We start from the raw sequence: 26,284 nt of genomic DNA on the forward strand, positions 1-26,284 counted from the left end.
TATCTTCATATAATGATAAACCCCAAGATTAAATTCAATCTTGGGGTTTATTTTATAATCATTATACCTTACGAAACAACTTCTATCAAACTACCTCTTTCTTCATCTTTTGTGATTTGCAAAGCAACTGGAATTCGATCTTTTAATTCGTCTACGTGAGAAATAATTCCGACAATTCGGTTTTCTTTTTGTAAACTCATCAACGTTTCAAACACGATATTTACCGCATCTGCGTCTTGCGTTCCAAAACCTTCATCAATAAAGAAGAAGTTCTTTTCCGACTTCGCATTTGTTTGCACACTTTCTGCCAAAGCCAAAGCCAAACTCAAAGAAACTTGGAAAGATTGTCCCCCAGAAAGCGTTTTCACACTACGTGAACGACCTTCGTTCAAATAATCTATAATCTCAAAATCATTGTTGTCATTCATTTGTAAACTTAATTGATTTCTCGTCATTCGATGAAATCTCACATTTGCGTTATCACATAATTGTTTCAAATAAATTAACGAAACATATTGCACAAATCCTGCTGAATTAAACAAATTTCGCATCGTTTGTAAATTAGCCGCACGCTTTTTCAACTTTTCCAATTCAATTAACAAATCTTTCTTTTCTACAAAAGATTTATTCAATCGCTCAATTTCAGCTTTTATTTTAGTTACAACTTCAGTAGCTTCTTTCAATTGACTTGTCACAAAAATCAATTTTTCTTCTTGTATTTTATAAATCGTTTCATCAAAAGAAACTTCCGATAATTTTTGCTCTAATTCATGAATTAAATTTTTCAACGTTTCATACAAAATTCGAAAATCTTCCAACTCTTTTCTGATTTGAGAAACATTAAATTTCTGATTTAAAACAAATTGAACCTCTTCAATGTTTTGTATTTGATATTTTTCTAATGCTTTTTCTATTTGATTTTGATTAATAGCCAACTCTTCTTTTAACTCAATAAGTTGTTTTTCAACTAATTCAATTGAAGTTTTTTGAGAAGCTAATTTTGGATTCAATTGATTTAAACTTTCTGTAAATTGAATATAATCTTGTTCAATTTTTGTATTATTTAACTTTAAATCATTCAAATTTTGAAGCACATTTTCTGTTGTTTGATTTTGAAAATCTTCAAATTTCAAGACTTTCAAATTTGCTTGATTTTGCTTGATTTGAGAAGCTTTTTCAGCTTCTTCTAATCTAAATTTTTCTAAAGCATTTTTATATTTTTCAACAGATTCACGTTCTTTCTCTAAAGTTTCACGAAAAGTTTCAATCTCTTTATTTTTATCCGAAATTGTTTTGTCCAAAGCAACAGCTGCTTTCTTTTTTTCTTCAAATAATTCAACATTTTTCGAATCAAAATCTTTCCAAACAAACAAATTCAGATGATTTTCTTGTTCAATTTTCAGATCATTCAAAACTTGATTTTCTTGTGCAATTTGTTTTTCAATAAACTGTTTTTGATCAATCATTTTCTGAACTTCATTTTGTTTTTTCTGAAGCGATTTTAACTTTTCATCAATTTGATTTAATTCATTATTTACAACTTCAAATTTCGTGGAAATATCATCAATTTCAACAATATTCGGATGCTCTAAAGCGCCACAAAGCGGACAAGATTCACCTTCGTGTAAATTATGTGCAAAATGAACCAACTTTTGCTGAACTTCTAATTCATTTTTCTGTTTTTCAATTGATTTTTTAGTTGATTCAAGCTTTTCAAATTCAGAACTAAACCAATTTTCAAAACTTGAAATTTCAATATTATCTGTTTTGAATTGAGCTTCGAAAACATTAATTTGTTGCTTTTGCTCATCTATTTTAGTTTGTTGTTTCTGAATAGATTGTTGCAAATTTTGATTCTGAACAAACCAATTTCCAACCTCCATCAATGTTTGCGCATCTATTTTTGACTCAGCTAAAGTTTTGACTTCTTTTTCAGATAATTTGATTGAAGCTTCAATTTTCTGTTCATTTTTCTGAACCTCTTCAACTTCTTTCAAACCTTTTGCTGTTCTTACTTTTAACTTTTCTATCTCCTCTGAAAAAGTTAAAATTTGAACTATTAATTCTAAATCTGTTTCTTCTTTTCGTTTTATTGGTAAAGTTTCATAATCAGTTTTAATCGCTTCAATTTGGTTCGAAATTTCTTTGATTTGATTCTCGATTAAAGTCAGTTGTTTTTGTTGATTTTCAACTGAAATTGACTTTTCTTCAATCTGATTTGAAAGTTTTTTATGATTTTCTAAAAGTTGAGAAAACGCATTAAAAATCAATTCATAGCGCTCAATTTCAAGTTTTCGTTGATCCATTTCATTTTTCTGAACTGAAACTTTTTCAAAATCAATTTTCTTTTGTTTTAAAGTCTCAAAATCTGATTTCAACGCTTTTAAACGTTGAAATGATTCATTCATTTGATTATATTCTTCTTGAACTTGATTGGTAACTTTTGTTTGCTCAATCAAATTTTCTTCAAGCTCTTTTATTTTTTCTTCCGAAACTTCTTCAAATCCAGATAATTTCCCTTCTAGTTGATTCAAATTCGTTAAGTTTTGAGAATTTAAAGCTGCAACTTTATCTTGTAAATCATAACGATGAAGTCCAAAAATTTCCTTCATCATTTGTGTTCGATCTTTTGCACCCAACTCAATAAATTCCTTGAATTGCCCTTGCGGAATAATAATTGTTCGTTTGAAATTTTCGTAACTCAACCCAATTATTTCTTCTGCTTTCGAATGATTAAGCGGAATCCATTCATTGTCTTTTTGTTCATAAAAAACAACTATTGGCGATTTTACATCTTCAAAACGTTTCGAATTTCTTTTAAATTCACGTGTTGCTCTGAATAATTTTTGTTCAAAATTATAGAAATCAAACTCGATATATGCCAAATTCGATTTCAAATTCATCATATTGTAAGCACGCTTATCTTTGGAATTTAGACGTTCTGTTTCGCCATACAAAACGTACATAATCGCTTCCAAAATTGACGATTTTCCGGAACCTACATTCCCGAAAATTCCAAATAATCCTGCTTCTGTTAATTCAGAAAAGTCAATTGTTTGACGTTCTTGATACGAATAAAGTCCTTCTATGGTTAATTTTACTGGAATCATTATGAATTCAAAATTTCGTTAAACAAATCCTTTATTTCGTCGTTTGGTTCTTGATTTCCATTTTTCGATTTGAAATAATCTGCAAACAATTCCTTCATATCTTTTGTTTGATCTGCAAACTTATACTCAACCATTTCAACCTCTTGATTTTTAACTTTCGGAATCAAATGAATAATTCCATCATGTGATTGATAAATCAATTTTCGTTCATCAGCTTTCAAAAAAGAATCACTTTCTAAAATCAATTCAACCAACGCATTTTGATTTTCATTCAACCATTCTACAGCTAAATTTATATCATCAAAAGTTTTTCGAATAAGCGGTTTTCCATGCTTTAATTCAATTTTATGATAAGAAATAGTTTTATTTGGTTCTACTTCTATTACCGAAACATACTTGGTTTGACCAGCTTCGGAAAAACTATAACATAAAGGCGAAGAGCTGTACACAACAGGTTTTTCTTCTGTTCCGATGTTCTTAAAACCATGCAAATGTCCAAGCGCTGTATATTGAATTTGAGGCGGAATAGCTTCAGAAAAAATCATATCTGCATTTCCAATTTTAATCGGTTTTTCGCCTTCTGGTTCCTCTAAAATTTCAGCACCTTTTTGGTTCATATACAAATGTGCCATCAATAAATTAACACCATTTTCGTCGCAATATTCATCCGCAATATTTTTCCAATTTGTCGCTAAAACTTCATTCAGTGCATCTTCTTTATTCTCTCCAAAATATTGTTTCAAACGAATTTCGTTAGCATAAGGCGTATGAATAATTCGAATCGGGTAATCGAAAGAATTTAATTTCAATTCAATCATTCCTTCCACAGATTTCGAAATTTTGAAATCATTTAATTCAAATTCTTGAATTTTTGCATTTGGATAACCAATCAAAATAATTCCACATTCGCGTGCCAACGGATCTGGCGCATCAATCAAACTTGGAGAATCGTGATTACCAGAAATCGCTACAACAGGACGTTTTCCGTTATTCGAAAGTCTTTTTAATGTTTTATAAAATAATTCTACAGCTTCCACACTTGGATTAAAATTATCAAATAAATCGCCCGCAATAAGTACCAAATCGACTTGTTGTTGATCTGCAATTTCGATAATCTCGTTCATCACTAAAATTTGTTCTTCTAATCGCGAAAAACTATCCAATTTTTTGCCCAAGTGCCAATCGGCTGTATGTAGAATTTTTATCATTATTCTTCCGTTTCTGGTTTATTTTTATCATTAAATCGTTGATTGATTGCTTTCAATCGAGCTTTGCGTTCAGCTTCGGCTTCTTGCGCTTTACGTTTCTTTTGATCTAACTTTTTCTTATGCGCTTTTTTATTTGCATCTGTATTTCTACTCATTTCTATTTGGTTTAAAATTAATTTTTCTCCACGCCAAATGATGTCGCAAAGTTAGATTAAATGATAAAGAATTGTAAATCTTTTGTCCAACTAAATTGAAATTATTAACTTGGGTATAAAGTAATCGAATTTATTAATTTTAAAACATTTATAATGGGAAAAGGCGATAAAAAATCGAGAAGAGGAAAAATTGTGAATGGCTCTTATGGTGTAAAACGTCCGAGACATAAGTATTATTATGAGGAAGATGTTGTTGAAGAAAAACCAACCAAAAAAGCTAAAAAGTAATTTTTTGAAGCTGAAAATCAATCCTGATTTTCAGCTTTTTTATTTTATTCAACTCAACAATAATTTATTCAATGATGAGAATAAAATCTACAATTTAAGCCATTAAATATTGAGTTTATTTGTGCTATCAAAAAAATAAAACATGAATATTTTAAAAAGAATTACAACAAGCATTTTTGTATTATTGGTTGGATTAACACTTTTTAGTTGTAACAATGATGATGATTCAGGAATTACAGAGCAATTAACGCCAAGCGAAATTTTATCCTTTACTTCTTGGGAAACAACTAATGCTTTGAACAACAAAGGACAAAATGTAGCCTTAACAGACACTAATGTTTCTAATTTTGTAGGTTATGCCTATTTCAAAAAAGATGGTACATTTACTATGTTCAATTTAGATGATACGCCAAAAATGAAAGGAGATTGGTCTGTTTCTGAAGATGGAAAAACAAGAACAATCGTTGCTAAAAATGATGCAGGAGAAGTTTTGTTTACACGAATTGTTGACATTACAGTTTTAACAAAACAAGAATTTACTTACAGAATTTATCCGTCTAATGATGATAAATCTGTTTATTTCGATATCGTACATACGCCTACAGCTCACAAAGAGCCAACAAAATAGTGTCACATCAATATCATCCAAATATTTAAATTTAAAAAGCTAAGTGTCAATTGACGCTTAGCTTTTTTTGTTATTATTTCACAAATTTATATTCAACATTATTCCAAAAAACATAAGCTCCTTCTTGTTTTAAACTTTCAGGCTTATCTATAATTCTTGGAAAAATATTGTCTTTTGTAATTATTCCAAAAGAAGAACTTTTACCAGAAGCAGAACTTCCATTTTCAGGATCTACAACAGCATAAGACTCAAAATGTTTGAACAAATAAAATGAATTTGTTGTTTTATCAATTCGACCCAACAATATTTTTCTTGAACCGTCAGTAGCATACAGATTATTTTCTTCTATAGTTGATTTAAATTTAGACGTTTTCAATTCTTCATTGATTATAATCGAATCTTTTTTCAATTCAATAGATTTGACAGAAGGATCTTCGTAAAGCGTCCACGTTTTCTTGAAAAAAGCTTCTGCTTCTGCCGGATAATCTTTTCCGTTTACTCCTTTGTAATAGTATGCATCTAAAATTGAAACATTTTTATCGAATTTGAAAATTTCAGTTTCCGTTGGTTGAGGATTCGTAGGCTGTTCTTTGACTGGAGTTGTCACTTCGTCTTCTTGACAAGAGAAAATTACAAAAGCAGCAAAAATGGGTAGTAGCTTTTTCATTTATGATTATTATTTATACTAAACAACATTAAATCTATTCAAAAAGTATAAAATCTATGTTAAATATTCTTTGTTTCAAGCCAATTCTAACAAAAGTCATTAAATACAAAATCAACAACCTCATTATATTTGCCGAAACAAAAACAACATGAAAGCAATTTTATTTGCCTTATTTCTATTATTGAATACTACAATTTTTGCTCAATCTCTTGAGATAAAATCACCTAATGAATTTCCTAAAAATGATCAACGTACAAAGATATTTTTGGGAGGAACGATTGATATGGGAAATTCTGAAGATTGGCAAGCGAAAGTTTCAAAAGAATTGAAAAATGAAAAAGTCATCTTGCTAAATCCTCGTCGTAATGATTGGAATAGCGCTTGGGAGCCTGTAAAAGAAGAGCCCGAATTTCACAAACAAATGTAATGGGAATTGAATGCAAAAAGTGAAAAACCATTGGTGATTTGTCCAGATGGTTTTTAGCGAAAAAGGAATGTTGATATTAAGGCAGAAAAATATGGCATAAAACAATTTGATTCAATAGAAAATGTGTTGGATTATTTAAAAAAATATTATAAAATAAATAATTAAAAAAGAGAGATTTAAGTTGAAACATAAAAGGTTTAACATATAATTTTATTTCTCAAAATCTTATTTTAAAAATTTATGTTTTAGCTTTGAAACCGCTTTAATAGTAAGTTTTAGAGATTATGAAACATAATGATTTGGAAATTAATCGGTTGATTGAACGATTAGAATCTTTAGGAATTTTGGTCGAAAAAATCGAGAGTTCTGGTTTTGGTAGCATGTTAAATTTTGAAATGATTTATCAACTTCCTGAACAAAATATTTCTAACGCTATCAATTTTAGACGTTTTGATATACAAGATGTTTATCTTTATTTCAAAGAGGCAGTTAATCAAAAAGGAGATTTACTTTTTATAGAATAAACGAAAAATACTCAAGAATTTGAGCATTTTTTTATTTCAATTTTTGTAAGTCATTAACCGTATAAAACTTCATATCATTGTTCTTCACAAACTTACAAATCTCTTCTAAGGTTTTAAATTCAGTTTCATAATTATTACTTGCTTTTTCAACTGTTTTATGCGCGTAAAAAACGACTATCTTATTGTTATCCTTTGCATATTGTAACAACGAAATAAAATAAGGCACACTAAAATGTTGGTAACTCTTATCGATTCCTAAACCAAAAAATAACGGTTTATTTTGATAATAACAGTTCTGAAAATTAGGCGCTTCGTTTCCATAAGTTGTTCCTCTTAAGGTTTTAAAATGATTGAAAAGTAATTGACCCGATTCTACACTTCGATCGCCATAAGGATAAGAAAAATCGGTTACATCAAAACCTTTGTTTTTCATCAAACTTAGCATTGGAGCGATTTCTTTTTCAATAAATTCTTTTCCTCCAAATTCTTTTATATACTTTGTTGTATATACATGAATTAAACCATCCGCAGCAATCTCATTTCCGTTTTGTTGCAGATAAGTTAACTCACGAATTTGACTCTCCGAAAGCTTATCAAAATGCGTTACATAAAACGTTCCTTTCCAATTGTATTGTTTCAATTTTAAATTCGCATTGAACCATTCGTCCACATAATCATCATCAAATGTAAGCACCACTCCTCCTCTATTTGTAGATTTTTTTGTTTCTTTTATCGCATCTTATTCGTGTGTACAGCTATTCAACACAAAAATTGAAATCAGACAAACAAAATAATAGTTGAGTTTTAGCATTCTTTATCAGTAAGTTTTAGTAGTTAAATATATCGAAAAAGCAACTATTAAAATCAGAAATTTTTAAAATTAAGCAAATTTTAATTTTAGATGATTTTGAAGTTTTAAAAAAAAACCACTCAAAATTGAGTGGTTTAGAAAATACTATATTGTAATTTATATCTGCTGATACATAAAGTTTTCACCTAGATAAACGCGACGAACATCTTCATCATTTGCTAATTCTTCTGGCGAACCTTCTTTCAAGATTTTACCTTCGAACATAATATATGTTTTATCGGTAATTGCAAGCGTTTGCGATACATTATGATCGGTAATTAAGATTCCGATATTTTTATCTTTTAACGAACGTACAATTTTCTGAATATCCTCAACCGCAATAGGGTCAACTCCAGCAAAAGGCTCATCTAATAAAATAAAATTAGGTTCTGTTGCCAAACAACGTGCTATTTCGCAACGACGACGCTCACCTCCAGAAAGTAAATCACCACGATTTTTACGAACATGCTCTAACGAGAACTCTTCAATCAAAGCATCTGTGCGCATTTGTTGCTCTTTTTTGGAATGTTTCGTGAATTGTAAAACTGATTTGATATTATCTTCTACAGAAAGTTTACGAAAAACAGAGGCTTCTTGCGCCAAATATCCAATACCTTTTTGCGCGCGTTTGTACATCGCATCGTTTGTGATATCTTGTTTATCCAAAAAAACTTTTCCTTGCGTAGCCTTTACCAAACCAACAATCATGTAGAAAGAAGTCGTTTTACCAGCACCATTTGGTCCTAATAATCCAATAATTTCTCCTTGTTCTACTTGAAAAGACACATTTTTTACGACATGTTTTTTACCGTAATCTTTTACTAAATTCTGACCTTTTAATACAATTCCCATATCGCTTCAAAGATAGGATTTTTGTTATTTAATCGAGTTAATAATATCATATTTTGTGATGATATGATATTTTCCGTTTTCTAATTCTATTAAAACAGCTTGATTATCCTTTGTAATTAACTTCGAAACTTCTTCGATAGATGTTCCTGCTTTTACGACTGGATATGGTTTTCCCATTATTTCGTGAACAGGTTTTTCAGCAACATTTCTATCTTCTAAAAATGCTTGAAACAAATCTGATTCATCCAAAGAACCAACAATTCCATTCACGTCCATTACTGGAATTTGAGAAATTTTGAAACGACGCATACGATCAATTGCATGAGAAGCCAATTCCTCTGTACGAACCGTAACCAAAGGTTTATCAACATGTTCTTTGATTAAATCGACAGCTGTTTTGATTTCTTCGTCCAAATATCCTCTGTCACGCATCCAATCATCGTTAAAGATTTTTCCTACATAACGAGAACCTGAATCGTGGAATAAAACTACTACAACATCATCTGGTCCGAATTCGTCCTTCATTTGCAACAATCCTTTGATCGCTGATCCCGAAGACATTCCAACAAACAAACCTTCTTCTAAAGCTAAACGACGCGTATAAACCGCTGCATCTTTATCAGTCACTTTTGTAAATCCATCAATAATATCAAAATCTACGTTTTCTGGTAAAATATCTTCACCAATTCCTTCTGTTACATAAGAATACACTTCATTTTCGTCGAAGATTCCTGTTTCTTTATATTTTTTGAAAACTGATCCATACGTATCAACTCCCCAAATTTTAATATTAGGATTTTTTTCTTTCAAGTATTTCCCAACTCCTGAAATTGTTCCTCCAGTTCCAACACCAACAATAAAATGCGTTACTTTTCCTTCTGTTTGTTCCCAAATTTCTGGTCCAGTTTGCTCATAATTCGCAATTGCATTTGATGGATTATCATACTGATTGACATACCAACCATTCGGTGTTTCTTGAGCCAAACGTTTAGAAACTGAATAATAAGAACGTGGATCATCTGGCTCAACATCCGTAGGACAAACCACAACTTCTGCACCAACAGCGCGCAAAATATCCATTTTCTCTTTCGATTGTTTGTCTGTAATCACACAAATTAATTTGTAACCTTTGATCACAGCAGCCAAAGCCAATCCCATTCCTGTGTTACCAGAAGTACCTTCGATAATTGTACCTCCTGGAACTAAACGACCATCTTTTTCGGCATCTTCAACCATTTTTAACGCCATACGATCTTTACAAGAATGACCAGGGTTAAAATATTCAACTTTTGCTAAAACTGTACATGGTAAATCCTTTGTAATCTTATTAATTTTAACCAAAGGTGTATTCCCAATCGTTTCTAATATATTGTTTGCGAATTTCATTTTTTTCTAACTTTTAAATTAAAACATTAAATTTTATCTAAAATTAATAGCTTTTGCAGGTGTAATTTTAGATATCATATACGAAGGCAAAAGTAATACAATTGCACAAACTAATAACGCTCCTGCATTTAATAAAACAATTGTGCCAAAGTCTAAATAGACTGGAGCTGTTGATAAATAATAGTTTTCTGCTGGAAGTTTTATAATTCCGAAATATTTCTGAATGAATAATAATCCAAGTCCAATTACATTTCCAGCAATTAATCCTGGTAACATGATAAATAATGCGTAATTGATGAATAATTTTCGGATTCGCCAATTTGTCGCACCAAATGCTTTTAAAATTCCGATTGAATGTGTTCGTTCTAAAATTAATATCAATAAAACCATCACCATATTAATCACCACCACAAAAAGCATGATAAAAAGAATAATGACAATATTTTTGTCGAAAATCGAAATCCAATCATTAATCTGAGCAAAAGATGCTGTTGCTGATTCTGCATACAAATTATATGGAATATTTTCTTGCACACGCTTTGCAACTGGATCAATATTTTCGACATCATTTACAAATAGTTCGAAACCACCAACAGTTGTCGAATCCCAACGATTAAGGCGTTGCACATGCTTGATATCACCAAACATAATTTGATCGTCAAAATTTTTGATATCAGTTTTGAACAATCCAGAAATGGTAAATCGACGATAAATAGGCTTTGTATCTTCTTGAATAAAATACATCACAAACGAACTATCAACATCCAATTTCATTTCGTCCGCAATCTTTTTAGATAATAAAACCTCATCCATTATCGAATCTTTATTGATTCGAGGAAAATGTCCTTTTACCATAAATTTTTCGAAACGAACCGAATCATAATCTGTTCCAACTCCTTTGAACACCACACCACTAAAGTTTTCATCCGTTCGGATAACACCACTTTTATTGGCAATTGCTTGTACATGTTCTATTTCTGGAATCGATTTAAACTTTGGATAAAAAGCTTGATGAAGTGATAATGAATCGGAATTTAATGACGTATTACTATTATAGTTTCTAATCGTAATATGACCATTAAAATCGGCCAATTTTTCTTTGATTGCCATTCTTGCTCCAACACCAGTCGAAATTGTCACCAAAGAAACAATCAACCCTAATGCTACCGCAATTTGACCTACTCGAATAATAATACTCGATAAGTTATTTTTAGTATTTTTACCAAGCGCAATTTTTTTTGAAAACCACCAAGAAAAACTCAAATTATATATTTTTTATAAGATTAAAACTAACTTTAGGCTTTAAATTCGTCTAAATTCAAATGATTCAAAACGAAATGAAAAACTTTGTCAAATATACATCAATTGGTTTACTTAGTTCAGTTATTTTTTTCGGCTTTTCTACTCCAATTTTAGCTCAAAATAATACATCAAAAACGATAGATAATCATTCAACTATTCTTGTTGGAGCAGAAAATACAACGCAATATCTTTCGAAACTAAAAGGTAAAAAAGTTGGTTTAATTTCAAATCAAACAGGAATTGCTACAATTAATGGAACAACGATGCATACAGTTGATTTGTTGTTAAAAAACAACATAAATGTTATAAAATTATATTCTCCTGAACATGGTTTTCGTGGTGATGCTGATGCTGGAGCGAAAGTAAAATCTGGTGTTGATTCTAAAACAGGCTTGCCGATTGTTTCGCTTTATGGCGACAATAAAAAACCAAAAGCAAATCAAATTTCGGATGTTGATGTTTTGATTTTTGACATGCAAGATGTTGGTGCTCGTTTCTATACTTATATTTCCACTTTGCATTATGTAATGGAGGCTGCAGCTGAGAATGGTAAAAAAGTAATTGTATTGGACAGACCAAATCCGAACGGACATTATGTAGACGGACCAGTGATGAAAAATGAATATAAATCGTTTGTTGGTATGCACAATGTTCCGATTGTTTATGGAATGACGATTGGCGAATATGCACAAATGATAAACGGTGAAGGTTGGCTAGCAAATGGTGTAAAAGCAGATTTGGAAATTATTCCACTTATCAATTATACCCATCAATCCAAGTATAATTTACCAGTAAAACCATCACCAAATTTACCAAATGCTCATGCGATCAATTTGTATCCAAGTACATGTTTGTTTGAAGGAACAAACGTCAACGAAGGTCGTGGAACAGATATTCAGTTTCAAGTTTATGGTTCACCATTCCTAAAAAATATGCCTTATCAATATACGCCAACTTCAAAACCTGGTGCAACAAGTCCAAAATTCAAAGATGAAGTTTGTTACGGTGAAGATTTATCGAATGTTCCGTATCAATCTGCCATCAATTTAAAATGGCTTATTAATGCGTATAAAAACAATACGAAACAACCTTTTTGGACGATGAATGGTAAAAAGTTGTGGATTGATCAACTTTCTGGAACTGATGAATTGCGCAAACAAATAGAAGCAGGTTTATCAGAAGAAGAAATAAAAGCAACTTGGCAAAAAGATTTGGAAGCTTTCAAGAAAATAAGAACAAAATATTTGATTTATAAGGATTAAATTAATGCAAGTTAAAAGAAGCGTTCTTCAGAAGCTGTCTACAAATGAATTAAATTCTTATATCAAAGATGATTCTAGATTTGTTCCTGAAGCAATAAAAATAGCTTTCGAAATTTTAAAAAATGAACGAAATGTTCAGTTTTCTGAAATTGAAACAACTCGAATTAAAAATTTAATTTCATCTAAAATTATTTATCATGAAAAAGAAAAAAAGAAAAATTCTTTCGAACCAAATTTAGTTGAAGACATTGAGGAGAATAATGAAGTTCCAAAACTTCATACTAAAACTGAAATTGTTTTTCATTCAAGCGTATTTTTTTCTTTTATTGGAGCTGTATTATTCTATAAAAATCTAAAAAAAATTAAAGACATTATGCTCTTTCATTATGTCATTTTAGTTCTTTTTAGCCTTTTAATGTTAGTTTTTGATTATTATTTGTACGAATATATAGTTAATCATCAAGAAGAATTATCACATATTAAATACAAACGTTTTGGTAATTTCGGGATATTTATAACAATTCGTGGAATAGCAAATTTCATTCTTATTAGTTTAATATGGAATTACTTTTTTGGAAAAGATTTTAAGTATAGGGAATTAAAATAATTAAAAACGGAAGCCAAATTTGACTTCCGTTTTATATGTTTTAGAATGATTATTTTTCTCCTACAACAGCAGAAATAGATTCGCCTAATTCTTTTACTTTTTCATATAATTTTGTTGAACCTTTTTCAAATTCAATTGTAATTTTTCCTTCTCTTGCTTTTATTTCTAAGGAATCTCCTTCTCTCCAAACGTAATTTTTTCCTTCAGTCACTGGTTTTCCAAATACTTTTCCGATTTCTTTGATTGCATTTGCCGACTTTGGTTTATCAAAAATTGCTGAGTATGAATATACTTCGTTGCTATCACTCACACTAACTGAAACATTAGAATGAGTTGTTGAACTTGAATTTTTGCTAACTGATTGTGATTTAGCTGTTTGTCCGTTACAAGCAAAAGCTATTAAAGTTATTGCGATAAATAATGTCTTTTTCATATTTTTATTTTTTTATAAAATTCTGAAAAAGATTAATTTGCATTGGTTAATGAACGGTTAACGAAGCGTTAACACAAAACGAGCTACAAAATAATTGTAGCTCGTTTTTAAGTATTAAATTTATTTATATTTTTTGTCGCAAGAATTTTATCTCCAAGATTTTTAATTTTATCTACAATTTCTTGATTATCTGTACTTTTTTGAATCTCCATTTTAAGTGAATTATCATTCAAAATAATTTCAAAACTTCCTCGTCCAGTCCAGATATAACCAGATTCTTCCAAAATTCCTTCACCAAATTCTTTCTCGATTGTTTTCTTTATAATCTCTTTTTTATCCGAATTAAAAGTTCCTTTCATCGAGTAATAAGACTCCGTATTATTCGCTCTCAATTGTGCAAAAACTGCAAACGTTAATAACATTAAGAACAAGCTTAAATATTTTTTCATTTAAGGTCTATTATTTAAGATAAATATATGAAATTTTTCAGCAAAAAACATTTTATAATTCGTTTAATATTTCAATAGTTAAGAATTCTCCAGTCATCGAATCAAAAGAAAATAAACAGTTTAGACGACTATAATCATTTGCCAAACGATTTGGATCATTATTAATAATTCTTTGATAATCATTATTTTTACGAATCTGAGTTTCATCAACATTTCTATTCAAATCAAAAATATTTTGACCTTCATAAACCTTACAAATTGGATTTGGAGAAAGATAAAATTTAATCGAAACAATCATTTCATCAACAATTTTCACAGAAATGCCTTTTTCCTTGTACAATACAATTTTCCCTTGAGGAATATTTTGCTCTGAAATATCAGATTCAAATTCTGTTTGAAATGATTGAAACAATTCGTCATTCATCGATTTTCCGATCAATGAAAAATACTGATTTGGATTGGCTTGAAATAAGTTTATCATATTTTATAGAATTGATTTCATAAAAAAACCTTTCCAAAAATAGAAAGGTTTTGATTAATTATTGAGTTAAAAAACCTTAGTTTTCTTTCAAATAAACTCCGTCAGCTTCAAAATTATATTGCAACTGAGGTTTTGTTATTTTTGCGATTTCTTCTTTCGATTTTCCTTCATCTTCTGCATAATGACGTAATTTCTCTACAGAAATTTCACTTACAAAAGCTTTTCCGTGTACGACAACATTCGCATTTTCACCATCTAAAGGCATAAAAAATCCATAATCTTTGAAACGCACAAACGATTGTTCTTCGCCTTTTCCAAGATCAACTTTCATCCAACAACCTTTCTTTTTGCAAACAGATTCTATCGTCGAAACAAACTGAACATTTTCCAAAGAATCACCACTTTTCATGTTATCGTATAACTTTCCAAGTTCACTTTTCGTCAATGTATTTTTGATATCAAACGATTCTCCATACACTTGATACGCGTATAAATCGTCTATTTTAGCCGTTCCGTTATCTAAAATTTTTGATTGAACTTTCGAAGCTTTTTCAGTTTTAGCCTTCGTTTCTTTTTTTGTTTGTGCATTTGTTGTCAATACAAAACAAGTTAAAGCACAAAGAGTTAAAATATATTTTTTCATAAGAGTCTTATTTAGTTCAAATTTAAATAATTGTCCATTAACAATTTTATATTTGGATATGAATTTTCTAATAATTGAGGAATTTCATTCTCTTTTTTCCATTCAACCGATTCAATTCCTTCCTCAGTTTGCGGCAAAGGCAATTCAACACCGTCATAAAAAACTTCGAACCAAAATGTTTCTTTGATAATATATTCTCTCAAAAAATAAATGTGAAAAGTAGGCATCAAAAATCGTTTCAACTCTAAATTTGTCAAACTACATTCTTCTTCAATTTCGCGAATTGCAGATTCTTCTCTCGATTCTCCTTTCTCCATTTTACCTTTTGGCAAATCCCATTTCCCAAGTCTGAAAATGAACAAATAATCGTCTTGCGGATTACGAACAATTCCGCCCGCGGCTTGAATATGTTTGTAATATTTTAAGAATTTCGTCCAAACAACATCAATATCTTCACTAAAAATATTGACTAAAGCGGCTGCTTTTGATGATAATAAATGAAAAGATTCATCAAATTGAGCTTCATTTTGAAACAAAATATTTTTTGCTTCAGGATTAGATTGGTTGCTGAAAGTTAACAAACTTTCATTAAAAAAAACTTTGTACATTTGAACGATTTGTTACAAATTTATAAAAAACTCACAAGGATATGAAGGTAAATACAAATAAAGTCCGTTTTGCAAAAAATCAACAAGAAGCATACACTTTTTTGTTGGATATGAAGAATTATGAGCAACTGATGCCAGAGGATACAAAATCGTTTGAAATTCATGAATCTGGAAAAGGATTTACGGTTGGTGTTGGTGCTTTGCCAAAGGTTGGAATGCGTTTAAAAGAGACAGTTGAGCCATCGAAAATTGTTTTCGAATCTCCGGCACCTGCTTTTGAATATACTTTGACAATTTCTATTGATGCAGTTGATGAGAATTCGTCTGATGTTTCGTTAGATTTTGATGGAAATTTCAATATGATGATCGAAATGATGGCGAAAAAACCATTGACATCTTTCATTGAAACTATTGCAGAAAATTTAGGAAAAATAGGGTAAAACCATTTTTTCGGTAAATAAAATTTCTAAAACTGTTAAATAAACTTTATATTTTAAAGTTATTTAGCAGTTTTTTTATCTAAATTATTTTTTATGAAACACTTTTACTCAAAAATAATTCTCCTACTCTTTTTTACTTTTACACTAAATAGTTTTTTATTTGGTCAATATATTCAGGTAGATACATCTTTACCGAAAGAAGAATTAATTGATAAATTTATTGGAACAAACACAGGTTGTATTACTATTTCCAATATTAATATTTCTGGCTACAATAGAGCTTATGATGAAATAAGCTATGGTTATTTTACAAAAGGAACTAGTAGTTTTGATCTTTCTGAAGGAATTATTTTATCTACAGGGAAAGCAAAAGATGCTGAAGGTCCAAATTCATCTTTGCAAGATTTTTGGGGAAGTAATTGGGGAGGAGATCAAGATTTGATTGATATTTTGATAAAATCTAATTTACCTCATGATTATATTTTAAATGCAACTTATCTTGAATTTGATTTTATATCAAATCTAACAACAGATCAGATTAGTTTCGAATATATGTTTCTTTCAGAAGAATATCAATCAAGTAATTGCCAATACTCTGATGCTTTTGCCTTCTTAATCAAAAAAGCAGATAATTCTGAACCTTATCAAAATATTGCATTAGTTCCAAATACAACCATTCCTGTAACTTCATTAACCATAAATGGCGCAAGAGATTGTCCTCGAAACATATCGTATTTTGGAAGTTTTAATTCTGCAAATAATCCAACGAATTTCAATGGACAAACAAAAGTTTTGAAAACAAATGCGCAAATAGAAGCTGGTACAAAATATCATATCAAATTGGTAATTGCTGATCATGGAGATTCAAAAGGTCGTTATGATTCTGCTGTTTTCTTGAAAGCTGGAAGTTTTATAGGTTCAAAAAGTTTAGGTTCTGATGTTGTATTATGTCCTGGAACATCTGAAACAATAGATGCGACAACGACAAATGCTACAACCTATAAATGGTACAAAGATGGTGTGGAAATTAGTGGTGAAACAAATGCAACATTAGTGGTAGATGAAACAGGTTATTACGAAGTAGAAATCACATTGAATACTGGTTGTTCTTTGAAAGGTCATATTAATGTTTCTGTACAAGAAGAACCTCAAATATATCAAGATCGTTTTTCTATTTGTGATGATGATTTAGATGGAAAAACACAAATAAATTTAGACGAATATACTGATCGAATTGTAGAAGATTATTATTCTGCTCATCAAGTGAAATATTTTGAAACGGAACAAGATGCTAAAGATAATATTCCTGCTGAAATAACGAATTTCGAATTAAATGAAATTCAGACATCTAAAGAAGTTTGGATTCGTGTCCAAATCGGAACTTGTAAGCCTGTTATTAAAGAAATTACTTTTACATTAAATCATTTAAGTGTTGCAAACGTAATTCCTCCAATAGAAATTTGTGATGAGAATTTAAGCAATGATGAAGAAATTGTTTTATCCGATTATGTTGATGACTTGGTTACAAATCTTGAAGGCTCACCGACATATTACTTAAATGAAATTGATGCTAAAAATAAAAAAAATAATATCAACACAACACAAATTATAAATTCAGATCAAACATTTTGGGTAAGATTTAAACAAAATGGATTATGCGAAAACGTTGCTCCATTGCATTTTATTTTCAAACAATCTGGAAAATCATCAACCTTAAAAGATCTTACAATTTGCAAAGGAACAACAACGACTTTAGACGCAGGTCCAGGATTTAAAACTTACGAATGGTTACATAATGGCGACAAAAATCAATCAATTACAAATGTTCCTGTTGGAACTTATTATGTGAAATTAGGATTGAATGGTTGTTTTTATACACAAGAAGTAAAAGTTATTGAAGCCGAAGATCCAACTATTCAATCTATCGAAATTCAAGGTTCTACGGTGACCATAAAAGTCACTGGATCTACGCTTCCATATCTGTATTCATTGGATAACGGCACTTTTCAATCTTCCAATATCTTCACAAACATAACTTTAGGAACTCATACAATTTCTGTGAAATCTGCAGCTAATTGTTCGCCTATTTCGAAAGAATTTTCGCTGATTAAACTAATCAATTTTATTTCTCCAAATGGTGATGGTAAAAATGATGTGTTGGATTATTCGCAATTAAAAAGTAAAATCAATCCGAAATTTATCATTTATAATCGAAAAGGAAAATTATTATTTACTGGTTCGGAAGCAAACAATTATACATGGGATGGAAAACTGAATGGAAAAGCGCTACCTTCCGATAGTTATTGGTATATTATCGAATGGACTGAACCAAATTCAACTCAAACTCAAAAATTTGAAGATTGGATTTTATTAAAAAGTACTTATTAATGAATAATTGGATAAATTTTCCTAAAAAGGATTTGATGCTCGAAATTTATTTTTCTGAACAAAATATGGAGGACAAAACTTTATTATTTTGGAATCAAATTAAAATTTCTCCTGAAATATGGAAATGTGATGATGTTATTGAGGATAATTTTTGGGTAGTTGCTGTATACGAAAATTATTTGATTTGGTACAATGATATTGAAGAAGGTTTTAATGTTTCAAGATTCAAAATTAAAGGTGAAATAGTAGAATATAACGCTTCTAAAGATGAATTAAATTTCGCAATTGAAGCGCTTAAAAATAAAATCGAATCTATTTAAAACAAAAAACCAGAAGATTAACTTCTGGTTTTATTGTGATATATAATTTCAAATGATTAGCTCATTGATTTTTCGAAGCGTTTACGATCTACTTCTTTTAAGTGAATTTTACGTAAACGGATGAAATTTGGAGTTACCTCGATACATTCATCAGCTTGGATATATTCCATACATTCTTCCAAAGTCATTTCTGTTTTTGGAGCGATAGAAGATGAATCATCTTTACCAGCTGCACGGATATTGTTTAATTTTTTAGCTTCAACAACATTTACTACTAAATCATTGTTACGAGAATGCTCTCCGATAATCATTCCTTCGTAAACTTCTTCACCTGGCTCGATAAAGAATTTTCCACGATCTTGTAATTTATCAATAGAATAAGGAGTTGATGTACCTTGATCTTTCGAAATAATTACACCTGCAGAACGACCAGCGATTGCTCCTTTGAATGGTTTATATTCTAAGAAAGTGTGTGCCATTACAGCTTCACCAGCAGTAGAAGTTAACATTTGAGAACGTAATCCGATTAATCCACGAGATGGAATTTCGAATTCTAAGTGTTGCATTCCTTCTTTCGCCTCCATAACTAATAAATCACCCTTACGTTGAGTTACTAAGTCGATTGCTTTAGAAGAATAATCATCTGGAACATCAATTACTAATGTTTCATATGGTTCACATTTTACACCATCAATATCTTTTAAGATTACTTGTGGTTGTCCAACTGTTAACTCATAACCTTCGCGACGCATCGTTTCGATTAATACAGATAAGTGCATGATACCACGTCCGTAAACTAATTGTGTATTAGAATCTTCTGTTGGTTCTACACGTAAAGCTAAGTTACGCTCTAACTCATCTTCTAAACGTTCTACTAAGTGACGAGAAGTAACAAATTTACCATCTTTACCAAAGAATGGAGAGTTGTTAATTCCGAAAGACATATTCATTGTAGGCTCATCGATATGCATAACTGGTAATGCTTCTGGATTTTCTGGATCTGCAATTGTATCTCCAATTTGGAAACCATCGATACCAACAACAGCACAAATATCACCCGCTTTTACCTCAGTAGCTTTTACTTTACCTAAACCAGCAAATGTATATAATTCTTTGATTTTATGTTTTTTGAACGTTCCATCAGGTTTTGTTAAAGCAACCCAATCTCCTTCTTTAATAACACCACGACTTACTTTACCAACTGCGATACGTCCTAAGAATTTAGAATAATCTAAAGATGTAATTTGCATTTGTAAAGAACCTTCATAAGCTTCTGGAGCAGGAACATGTTCAAGAATACCATCCATTAATGGAGAAATATCGTCTACACGTACATTTTCTGTATTGAACCATCCTTGTTTAGATGAACCATAGAACGCTGGGAATTCCAATTGCTCTTCTGTTGCATCTAAGTTGAAGAATAATTCGAAAACTTTGTCATATACCTCATCAGGACGACAGTTTTCTTTATCAACTTTGTTAATTACAACTAATGGTTTTAAACCTAATTCTAATGCTTTACTCAAAACGAAACGCGTTTGAGGCATTGGTCCTTCGAAAGCATCAACTAATAAGATAACCCCATCAGCCATTTTCAATACACGCTCAACTTCTCCACCGAAATCCGCGTGGCCAGGAGTATCAATCACATTGATTTTTACACCTTTGTAATCTACCGAAGCATTTTTAGAAAAGATCGTAATCCCTCTCTCACGCTCGATATCATTGTTATCCATGATTAATTCACCAGACTCTTGGTTTTCTCTAAAAACGTTTCCGCTGTGAAGAATTTTGTCAACCAATGTAGTTTTACCGTGGTCAACGTGTGCGATAATCGCAATATTTCTAATGTTTTGCATCCTTGAAAATTATGGGTGCAAATTTACGACAAATTTATTTTTTATTACTATACTTTTGATTTTATTTAATTTTAGCAATAATTAATTTAGAAAAATTTAATATTACTGAATACTTTTTAGTAAAACGTTGATTTATTTGCAGATTGATTAATGAAAACTATTTTTTCATTGAAAAATTTTAACGATTTCACCTATAATTCTTAATCATAATTATAAAAAACAAAAAAACTGCTACACAAAAGTGTAGCAGTTTTTTCGTGACTCGTCTGAGGCTCGAACTCAGGACCCCGAAATTAAGAGTTTCGTGCTCTACCAGCTAAGCTAACGAGCCTAAATTGATAAACACAACAAACAAAATTTTCTTGGTTTGCTCTGCAAAGTTCTTTCAGAACAAAGGTTTTATCGAGTAAAAACAATTGTATTCTTCAATTTAACCTATAAAGCAAAATGATAATCCTGCTATCCTATTTTCGGATTGAGTTTTAACTCATTCTATCTTAATCAAAATTCTAAATTTTAGCGTCCATATTGTTGATAATTATCGGTTGCATATTTCTCAAAACGCTTTAATAACTCAATATTATCTTTTTCGATTGGCGACAATTTATCCTCAACATTTGTATACAAAGGCACATACCAATCTACATAATCAAAAAATTGACGTGCACCACGATTCGCAAACGAATAGCCATGACGCGCATAAATTGTATTGCGAATAATTTCTAAATCTAACTTATGTAGATTTTTCAATTGTTTCTCCGTCAACTTTTGCGTTGATCCATTTATTTTATAAATTTCATCCGAAGCAGCACGTTGCACATCTACAAAATACTCTTCTCCATCTGATTCGTCATATTTTTTCTTTTTAGAATTCACCCAATCTACATTATCGTATTCATCCGCATACTCTTCATCTACACCATATTTTGGCTGAATTAAAACATTTTTAGGATCATAGTTAAATGTTGTTTTTTTCAAACTAAATTTTCGAGAAAGTACAGGTAAATCTTTTCGTTTCGAAATCCAAGTTCCATAAATTGAATCATCTTTTTCAGAAATATTAAACTTAAATGTTCCATCATATTTTTGATCGCCTGGTTCATTCGCCATCACATAACGTGAGTTTCCTTCTTTCACCAAATCACCTTTAAATGGTCTTATATTTCCCGCCGAAACACTATACCCTTCGACAGTATTATCGTTATTAATCTTCTGAATAACAATACTAATTCGGTTTCGAAGCGACCAATTATCACCTTTATCATAATCAACTGAATCTGCCTCAAAAATTCCAGACCAAAGCCCGATATCTTCTTGCGTTGGCTCGATATGAATCGATGAAATTGTATCATTAATATCATTATTTTTAACAGCATCTTTTTTGTCTTCTTTACAACTAAGAACAACAAGCGTAGTGCAAATAAGTAGTCCTATTTTTTTCATATTTTAGATTGTTTAGTTTTATAAATATAATATTCTACGAGCAATAAATTGGGTACAAATCCCAACCATGCTATAATTTGATAAACATCCATGGGCGCAGGATGAAAAAGATAAACCAAAATCACTTTCCAAGCGCGTAACGTAAGCGCAGAAACAGCCAACGCATAACTACGAAGCATAAAATTTCGGTGCGATTGAATATCTTTCTGCTTAATTTTAACAACTGCAATTGCAGTAAAAATCCACCAAAGAATACCGAGAATTACAAAAGCAGATTGCGCAATTAATTCTCCATTTGCATAAAACCCAATGTAAATTCCACTTGGCGCAGCTAATAAAACAGTGATATAAAAATAAAATTTACCGAGAAGCCGATGAATTTTTCGGATTTGTTGATTGGTAATTTTAATGAACTGAACAATTCCAAAAAACAATGTAAATATTGCTGAATAAACGTGAATGTAAAAAATGAATAAATAACTTGGAATTGTTGTCACCTCATCTTGTTTGATAGCTAGAAATGAAACATCCGACGAAATCGGAATATAACGTAACGTGATTTGTAGCATTAATCCAAAGAAATAAAGCCAAACAAGGAAAAATAGTATTTTCCACCACGAGGTATTTTTTATTGCAGTTGTAAGTTTCAGATTTAGTTGATTTTGAATCTAAAAATACACTTTTTATTGATGATTCGCAATCACTATTTATAATGAAAAAATCCCTCAGAAATTCTGAAGGATTTTATATTTATTATTTGGCTTGAACAGCTTCTTGCTTTGCCTTTTCTTCTTCTAATGATTTTTGATATTCATCAAATTCGTCATCCGTTTCATTCAAATCTTCTTTATGATATTTCCCCACTTCAACCTCAAACGTATCCGCTGGACCAGTAATTTTGATCGGAATTCCGATAATTCCAAATGGAGGCAAACCAAGTCGCATACCAAGATTCATATAACCGTCTAACGTCACTTGACCTTCTATTCGTGGACGAAAACCTGCAATTTTGAATTTCGTACGGTTTATCGTAATTACATTATTTTCGATCTTCGTTTTGAACGTCACTTTCTTCACATTCGCATCATGCAACGCATCTGTCGACGTTTTTTCTGCAACCGAATTGAATACTTTAAATCCTAAAAACTTAATTTCTTCTAACGTAAAATCCCCTCCACCTTTTATGGTTTTCAATTTCGGGAACATATCTGCGCCCAAATCACCTTCGAGCTGATAATCCATTGAAACTTTCCCGTGCGCTTTTTCCGCTGCACTTGCCAATTCTCTAAACAACGTAATTTCGTGATAAGCGCGCTGAATATCGAAATTACTGGCTTTTACAGTAAAATTAAACTTCGCTTTTTTCGCATTTGTTGGCACATAATTTCCGTTCATTGTAAATTCAGAACCAATCAAATTAAATTTAGTATTTTGAAGTTCAAGATTCCCTTGTTTCAAACCTAAATCTCCTTCGAAATTTTGCAACGTAATATCTTTAAATAAAACCTCTTTTGCTTGACCTTTTATCGATAATTCTACATTTTTCGGCAACAAAACCACACCTTCTTCCGCAGCTATCGAGTTAGTCGCTGTCGATTCGGTATTAAATGCCATAAAATCATCAATATTGACACGATTTGTTTTGAAATTAATCGTTCCTTTTAGCATTTCATTATCTTTTAACGCATAATTGATATAATTCGAAACATCTCCATCAAATACAAAAACATTCTTTTTATAACGCGCTTTTACATCTTTAAAAGTCAGATGACTTCCTTCAAATCGGAAATCTCCTTGCTTGATAACAAATTTGCTCGGAAAGAATTTTGTATTAATCTTAATGTTCTGAATTTTCACAAAACCTTTGTTTTGAAAACTCTCCAAAGGCGCTCCATTATTTCCTTTTACACCAAAATTAGTTTCAATTAATCCATCAACATCTAAACCTTCAATTGGAAATAATTTGTAAATATTCGCTAAATTCAATTCACCTTTTGAATGAATTCGATAATCTAAATTGTTTAAATTCTTCAGATTTGCATTCACCATAAATGGTTTTCCTGCCAACGTAAATTTGATTGGCAAAACATCTATTGACAAATCGTTAAACGAACCTCTACCCGATTTTATATGCGTTTCTACCGTAATATTTTCTAAAGGTAAATTCGGATATTCGTGTAATTTGATGTAACCATTTTTCAAAATAACGACCGAATTAGAAACCGGAACTTTTTTACGTTTTGGCTCATACGTCCCGTTTGCTTTCATTTTCACAAGCAAATCGCCTCGCATATCAATATTCTTTATTGGATAAATTTTGTAGATATCCTCTAAATGAATTTTAGCACCAAAATCTGCATTAATCGGAAAATTATTCAGATTCTTCAATTCTAATCGTCCAATCATATAATTATCCATCGCTTTTGCATCAATTTTATGAACCAAAACAGACGTATTTTTGATATTTCCATCTGTATTTTTCATCGTCAAATCCAAATTAATGTGATCCAAAGCCGCAGGCATTTCATTCATTTTGAAATAACCATTTTCAAGATTAGCTTTTAGATAAAACGTTGGAATTTTTTTTAAAGGATTTTTCGCATTTTGAACGATTGAACCTTTCCAACTTCCTTCCATATCAAGAATTCCTTTTGCGTCAAATTGATTGAAACCTGTTGCATTTTTCAAGGCTTCCAAATCAATACTTGACTCGATAATTCCTTCCGAAAACATTGTTTTTCCCGCCCAATACGTGAAATTAGTTTTAGTTGTTCCATCTAACAATTTGAAATCAAGATTATCCACTTTCACACGCATTTTATCAGGATCTAACGCTTGTAAATCAACAGTAGAAACAAGATTTATATTTTTGATTGGAGAAGATGATTTCTTATAATTCATCCATCCATCATCAATTTTTGCATCAATATGAATATCTGGATTCTGATTCGTCATCGAATTCATTACCCCTTTCATCGTGAAAAGAATCGTCGAAGAACCTTTCAGTTCCACGTCTTTTGCCCATTCTTGATACGCTTCTGGAATAATCGCAGGAATATATTGCAAATCATTTTTCTCTGATGAAATTGTTAAATCAAAAACTTTACTTTCATTTGGCATCAACAAAGAACCTTTCAACGAAAAAGGAAATTGACCTAATTCGAGATTATTTTCAGTAAAATAAAAAGATAAATTATTTAAATCAATTTTCGAATTGATTTTTCCTTTTAAAGGTAAATTCTTAACATATTTCTGCTCATCAAAACTAAAATTGACATTTTTGATATCCGTTTTTGCATTTAATGTTAACTGATTTTCTGTAAAATCTATCAGTCCATCGTAATCAAATTGATCTAATTTTAAATAGGTTTTAGATGATTGATCATCGTATAAAAAGTTAGAATTAGCAATTTTTAAAATTATTCAACGCTAATCCTACACTCGATTCTTCTTCTTTTTCAACCTCATCAGAAGGCTTAACAATATCAAAATTATTACGACCTAAACTATCTATTTTCAGATTAATCGCTGCATCTGTAATAAATAATTCATTAAAAATTATTTTATCATCAAACAACGTTTTGACATCTACACCAAGTGCAATTTCTTTCGCAGAGATTAAATTTTCGGTTTGATATGGCGTAGAACCTTTGATTGAAGAATCCGTTAGGGTAACCGTTAGCTTAGGAAAATGATTGAAAAACGAAATATCCAAATCCTTGAATTCAATTTCAGTTTTCACATAATTTTCAGCAATACTTTTTATCCCTTCATTAATTTGATCCTTAAAAAAATAAGGCGAAACATACAAAACTAATATAATTCCTCCCAAAGAAAATCCAGTAATCTTAATTACCTTCATTAATTTTGAGAGAACTGTTTTTTTCTTCTTCATAATCATAAAATCGGTTGAACAAAGTAACTGAGAATAGAAGTTAATCGGAAACAATACGA

27 protein-coding genes and 1 tRNA gene are annotated in these 26,284 nt (G+C 30.6%); 9 read left to right on the forward strand and 19 right to left on the reverse strand.

The features are described 5' to 3' along the window. Window positions 1-68: 68 nt before the first annotated feature. From ACTS9J_RS12640 to ACTS9J_RS12650, 3 genes are read right to left on the reverse strand one after another with little or no spacing between them, the layout of a single operon-like run. Complete coding sequence (locus tag ACTS9J_RS12640; protein WP_286494643.1) at window positions 69-3,110, reverse strand: AAA family ATPase; 3,042 nt, start codon at window positions 3,108-3,110, stop codon at window positions 69-71. Beyond that, window positions 3,110-4,315 (reverse strand): metallophosphoesterase family protein, encoded by a 1,206-nt coding sequence (locus ACTS9J_RS12645; protein ID WP_448353473.1) that lies wholly within the window; start codon window positions 4,313-4,315, stop codon window positions 3,110-3,112. The genes ACTS9J_RS12640 and ACTS9J_RS12645 overlap by 1 nt, the downstream gene beginning before the upstream one ends. A gap of 2 nt (window positions 4,316-4,317) precedes the next feature. Continuing rightward, window positions 4,318-4,473, reverse strand: coding sequence for a hypothetical protein (locus ACTS9J_RS12650; RefSeq protein ID WP_185144078.1), 156 nt, complete (start codon window positions 4,471-4,473; stop codon window positions 4,318-4,320). Window positions 4,474-4,626: 153 nt separating this feature from the next. Between ACTS9J_RS12650 and ACTS9J_RS12655 the strand changes: the two genes are divergently transcribed. Together ACTS9J_RS12655 and ACTS9J_RS12660 are read left to right on the forward strand one after the other, a co-directional pair. Then, window positions 4,627-4,761, forward strand: a complete 135-nt coding sequence (locus ACTS9J_RS12655; RefSeq protein ID WP_219033578.1) for a 30S ribosomal protein THX — start codon at window positions 4,627-4,629, stop codon at window positions 4,759-4,761. A gap of 142 nt (window positions 4,762-4,903) precedes the next feature. After that, window positions 4,904-5,389: a DUF4822 domain-containing protein gene (locus ACTS9J_RS12660; protein ID WP_291063479.1), complete on the forward strand. Its 486-nt coding sequence runs from the start codon at window positions 4,904-4,906 to the stop codon at window positions 5,387-5,389. A 73-nt stretch (window positions 5,390-5,462) separates the two neighbouring features. On the opposite strand, the gene ACTS9J_RS12665 is transcribed toward ACTS9J_RS12660, so the two are convergent. Next, window positions 5,463-6,056 (reverse strand): hypothetical protein, encoded by a 594-nt coding sequence (locus ACTS9J_RS12665; RefSeq protein ID WP_448353299.1) that lies wholly within the window; start codon window positions 6,054-6,056, stop codon window positions 5,463-5,465. A 148-nt stretch (window positions 6,057-6,204) separates the two neighbouring features. Between ACTS9J_RS12665 and ACTS9J_RS12670 the strand changes: the two genes are divergently transcribed. Next, window positions 6,205-6,483, forward strand: a complete 279-nt coding sequence (locus tag ACTS9J_RS12670; RefSeq protein ID WP_291063475.1) for a nucleoside 2-deoxyribosyltransferase domain-containing protein — start codon at window positions 6,205-6,207, stop codon at window positions 6,481-6,483. 284 nt (window positions 6,484-6,767) lie between these two features. Further along, entirely contained in the window at window positions 6,768-7,007 is a 240-nt protein-coding gene (locus ACTS9J_RS12675) for a hypothetical protein (protein WP_038334521.1), read from the forward strand. Window positions 7,008-7,038: 31 nt separating this feature from the next. On the opposite strand, the gene ACTS9J_RS12680 is transcribed toward ACTS9J_RS12675, so the two are convergent. From ACTS9J_RS12680 to ACTS9J_RS12695, 4 genes are all read right to left on the reverse strand, one after another. Further along, complete coding sequence (locus ACTS9J_RS12680; RefSeq protein ID WP_448353474.1) at window positions 7,039-7,740, reverse strand: polysaccharide deacetylase family protein; 702 nt, start codon at window positions 7,738-7,740, stop codon at window positions 7,039-7,041. A gap of 234 nt (window positions 7,741-7,974) precedes the next feature. Further along, the gene (lptB, locus tag ACTS9J_RS12685; RefSeq protein WP_125348857.1) at window positions 7,975-8,703 is read right to left on the reverse strand and encodes an LPS export ABC transporter ATP-binding protein; all 729 of its coding nucleotides are present in this window, start codon (window positions 8,701-8,703) and stop codon (window positions 7,975-7,977) included. 30 nt (window positions 8,704-8,733) lie between these two features. Then, window positions 8,734-10,095 (reverse strand): pyridoxal-phosphate dependent enzyme, encoded by a 1,362-nt coding sequence (locus tag ACTS9J_RS12690; RefSeq protein WP_291089417.1) that lies wholly within the window; start codon window positions 10,093-10,095, stop codon window positions 8,734-8,736. A 33-nt stretch (window positions 10,096-10,128) separates the two neighbouring features. After that, complete coding sequence (locus tag ACTS9J_RS12695; protein ID WP_115001360.1) at window positions 10,129-11,358, reverse strand: ABC transporter permease; 1,230 nt, start codon at window positions 11,356-11,358, stop codon at window positions 10,129-10,131. A gap of 74 nt (window positions 11,359-11,432) precedes the next feature. Between ACTS9J_RS12695 and ACTS9J_RS12700 the strand changes: the two genes are divergently transcribed. Then, window positions 11,433-12,659: an exo-beta-N-acetylmuramidase NamZ family protein gene (locus ACTS9J_RS12700; RefSeq protein WP_286494646.1), complete on the forward strand. Its 1,227-nt coding sequence runs from the start codon at window positions 11,433-11,435 to the stop codon at window positions 12,657-12,659. A 4-nt stretch (window positions 12,660-12,663) separates the two neighbouring features. After that, complete coding sequence (locus ACTS9J_RS12705; protein ID WP_180904946.1) at window positions 12,664-13,266, forward strand: hypothetical protein; 603 nt, start codon at window positions 12,664-12,666, stop codon at window positions 13,264-13,266. Window positions 13,267-13,315: 49 nt separating this feature from the next. Here ACTS9J_RS12705 and ACTS9J_RS12710 read toward each other — a convergent pair whose 3' ends face one another. The 5 genes from ACTS9J_RS12710 to ACTS9J_RS12730 all read right to left on the reverse strand — a co-directional run bounded on the left by ACTS9J_RS12710 (window position 13,316) and on the right by ACTS9J_RS12730 (window position 15,880). Then, complete coding sequence (locus ACTS9J_RS12710) at window positions 13,316-13,699, reverse strand: hypothetical protein (protein ID WP_115001364.1); 384 nt, start codon at window positions 13,697-13,699, stop codon at window positions 13,316-13,318. 107 nt (window positions 13,700-13,806) lie between these two features. Next, window positions 13,807-14,148 (reverse strand): hypothetical protein, encoded by a 342-nt coding sequence (locus ACTS9J_RS12715; RefSeq protein ID WP_115001366.1) that lies wholly within the window; start codon window positions 14,146-14,148, stop codon window positions 13,807-13,809. A gap of 52 nt (window positions 14,149-14,200) precedes the next feature. Next, a complete protein-coding gene (locus tag ACTS9J_RS12720; protein WP_291048637.1) occupies window positions 14,201-14,629 on the reverse strand; it encodes a hypothetical protein in 429 nt (142 codons plus the stop codon). Between the two features lie 76 nt (window positions 14,630-14,705). Next, the gene (locus ACTS9J_RS12725) at window positions 14,706-15,272 is read right to left on the reverse strand and encodes a DUF4920 domain-containing protein (protein WP_291048640.1); all 567 of its coding nucleotides are present in this window, start codon (window positions 15,270-15,272) and stop codon (window positions 14,706-14,708) included. An 11-nt stretch (window positions 15,273-15,283) separates the two neighbouring features. After that, on the reverse strand, window positions 15,284-15,880 hold the full coding sequence (locus tag ACTS9J_RS12730; protein ID WP_219033584.1) for an NUDIX hydrolase: 597 nt from the start codon (window positions 15,878-15,880) through the stop codon (window positions 15,284-15,286). A 41-nt stretch (window positions 15,881-15,921) separates the two neighbouring features. On the opposite strand from ACTS9J_RS12730, the gene ACTS9J_RS12735 reads away from it, so the two are divergent. The 3 genes from ACTS9J_RS12735 (at window position 15,922) to ACTS9J_RS12745 (ending at window position 19,028) form a co-directional block, all read left to right on the forward strand. Continuing rightward, complete coding sequence (locus tag ACTS9J_RS12735; protein WP_219033585.1) at window positions 15,922-16,320, forward strand: hypothetical protein; 399 nt, start codon at window positions 15,922-15,924, stop codon at window positions 16,318-16,320. A 93-nt stretch (window positions 16,321-16,413) separates the two neighbouring features. Further along, the gene (locus ACTS9J_RS12740) at window positions 16,414-18,708 is read left to right on the forward strand and encodes a choice-of-anchor L domain-containing protein (RefSeq protein ID WP_448353300.1); all 2,295 of its coding nucleotides are present in this window, start codon (window positions 16,414-16,416) and stop codon (window positions 18,706-18,708) included. Next, window positions 18,708-19,028, forward strand: coding sequence for a hypothetical protein (locus ACTS9J_RS12745; protein WP_180904948.1), 321 nt, complete (start codon window positions 18,708-18,710; stop codon window positions 19,026-19,028). Before ACTS9J_RS12740 ends, ACTS9J_RS12745 begins: the two co-directional genes overlap by 1 nt. A gap of 56 nt (window positions 19,029-19,084) precedes the next feature. Here the strand turns inward: ACTS9J_RS12745 and typA are convergent, their stop codons facing one another. The 6 genes from typA to ACTS9J_RS12775 all read right to left on the reverse strand — a co-directional run bounded on the left by typA (window position 19,085) and on the right by ACTS9J_RS12775 (window position 26,225). Next, window positions 19,085-20,887 carry a translational GTPase TypA gene (gene typA, locus ACTS9J_RS12750; RefSeq protein ID WP_221854374.1) on the reverse strand — a complete coding sequence of 601 codons (1,803 nt, stop codon included), beginning with the start codon at window positions 20,885-20,887 and terminating at the stop codon, window positions 19,085-19,087. Between the two features lie 258 nt (window positions 20,888-21,145). Next, window positions 21,146-21,218, reverse strand: a tRNA-Lys gene (locus tag ACTS9J_RS12755). 185 nt (window positions 21,219-21,403) lie between these two features. After that, a complete protein-coding gene (locus ACTS9J_RS12760) occupies window positions 21,404-22,330 on the reverse strand; it encodes a YARHG domain-containing protein (RefSeq protein WP_291052352.1) in 927 nt (308 codons plus the stop codon). Further along, window positions 22,327-22,899 (reverse strand): DUF2306 domain-containing protein, encoded by a 573-nt coding sequence (locus ACTS9J_RS12765; RefSeq protein WP_291048655.1) that lies wholly within the window; start codon window positions 22,897-22,899, stop codon window positions 22,327-22,329. Before ACTS9J_RS12765 ends, ACTS9J_RS12760 begins: the two co-directional genes overlap by 4 nt. A 184-nt stretch (window positions 22,900-23,083) precedes the next feature. Beyond that, window positions 23,084-25,468, reverse strand: a complete 2,385-nt coding sequence (locus tag ACTS9J_RS12770) for a hypothetical protein (RefSeq protein ID WP_448353301.1) — start codon at window positions 25,466-25,468, stop codon at window positions 23,084-23,086. A 265-nt stretch (window positions 25,469-25,733) separates the two neighbouring features. Beyond that, entirely contained in the window at window positions 25,734-26,225 is a 492-nt protein-coding gene (locus ACTS9J_RS12775) for an AsmA family protein (RefSeq protein WP_448353302.1), read from the reverse strand. Window positions 26,226-26,284: the final 59 nt, after the last annotated feature.

Source organism: Empedobacter sp. ULE_I140 (genome assembly GCF_053482575.1).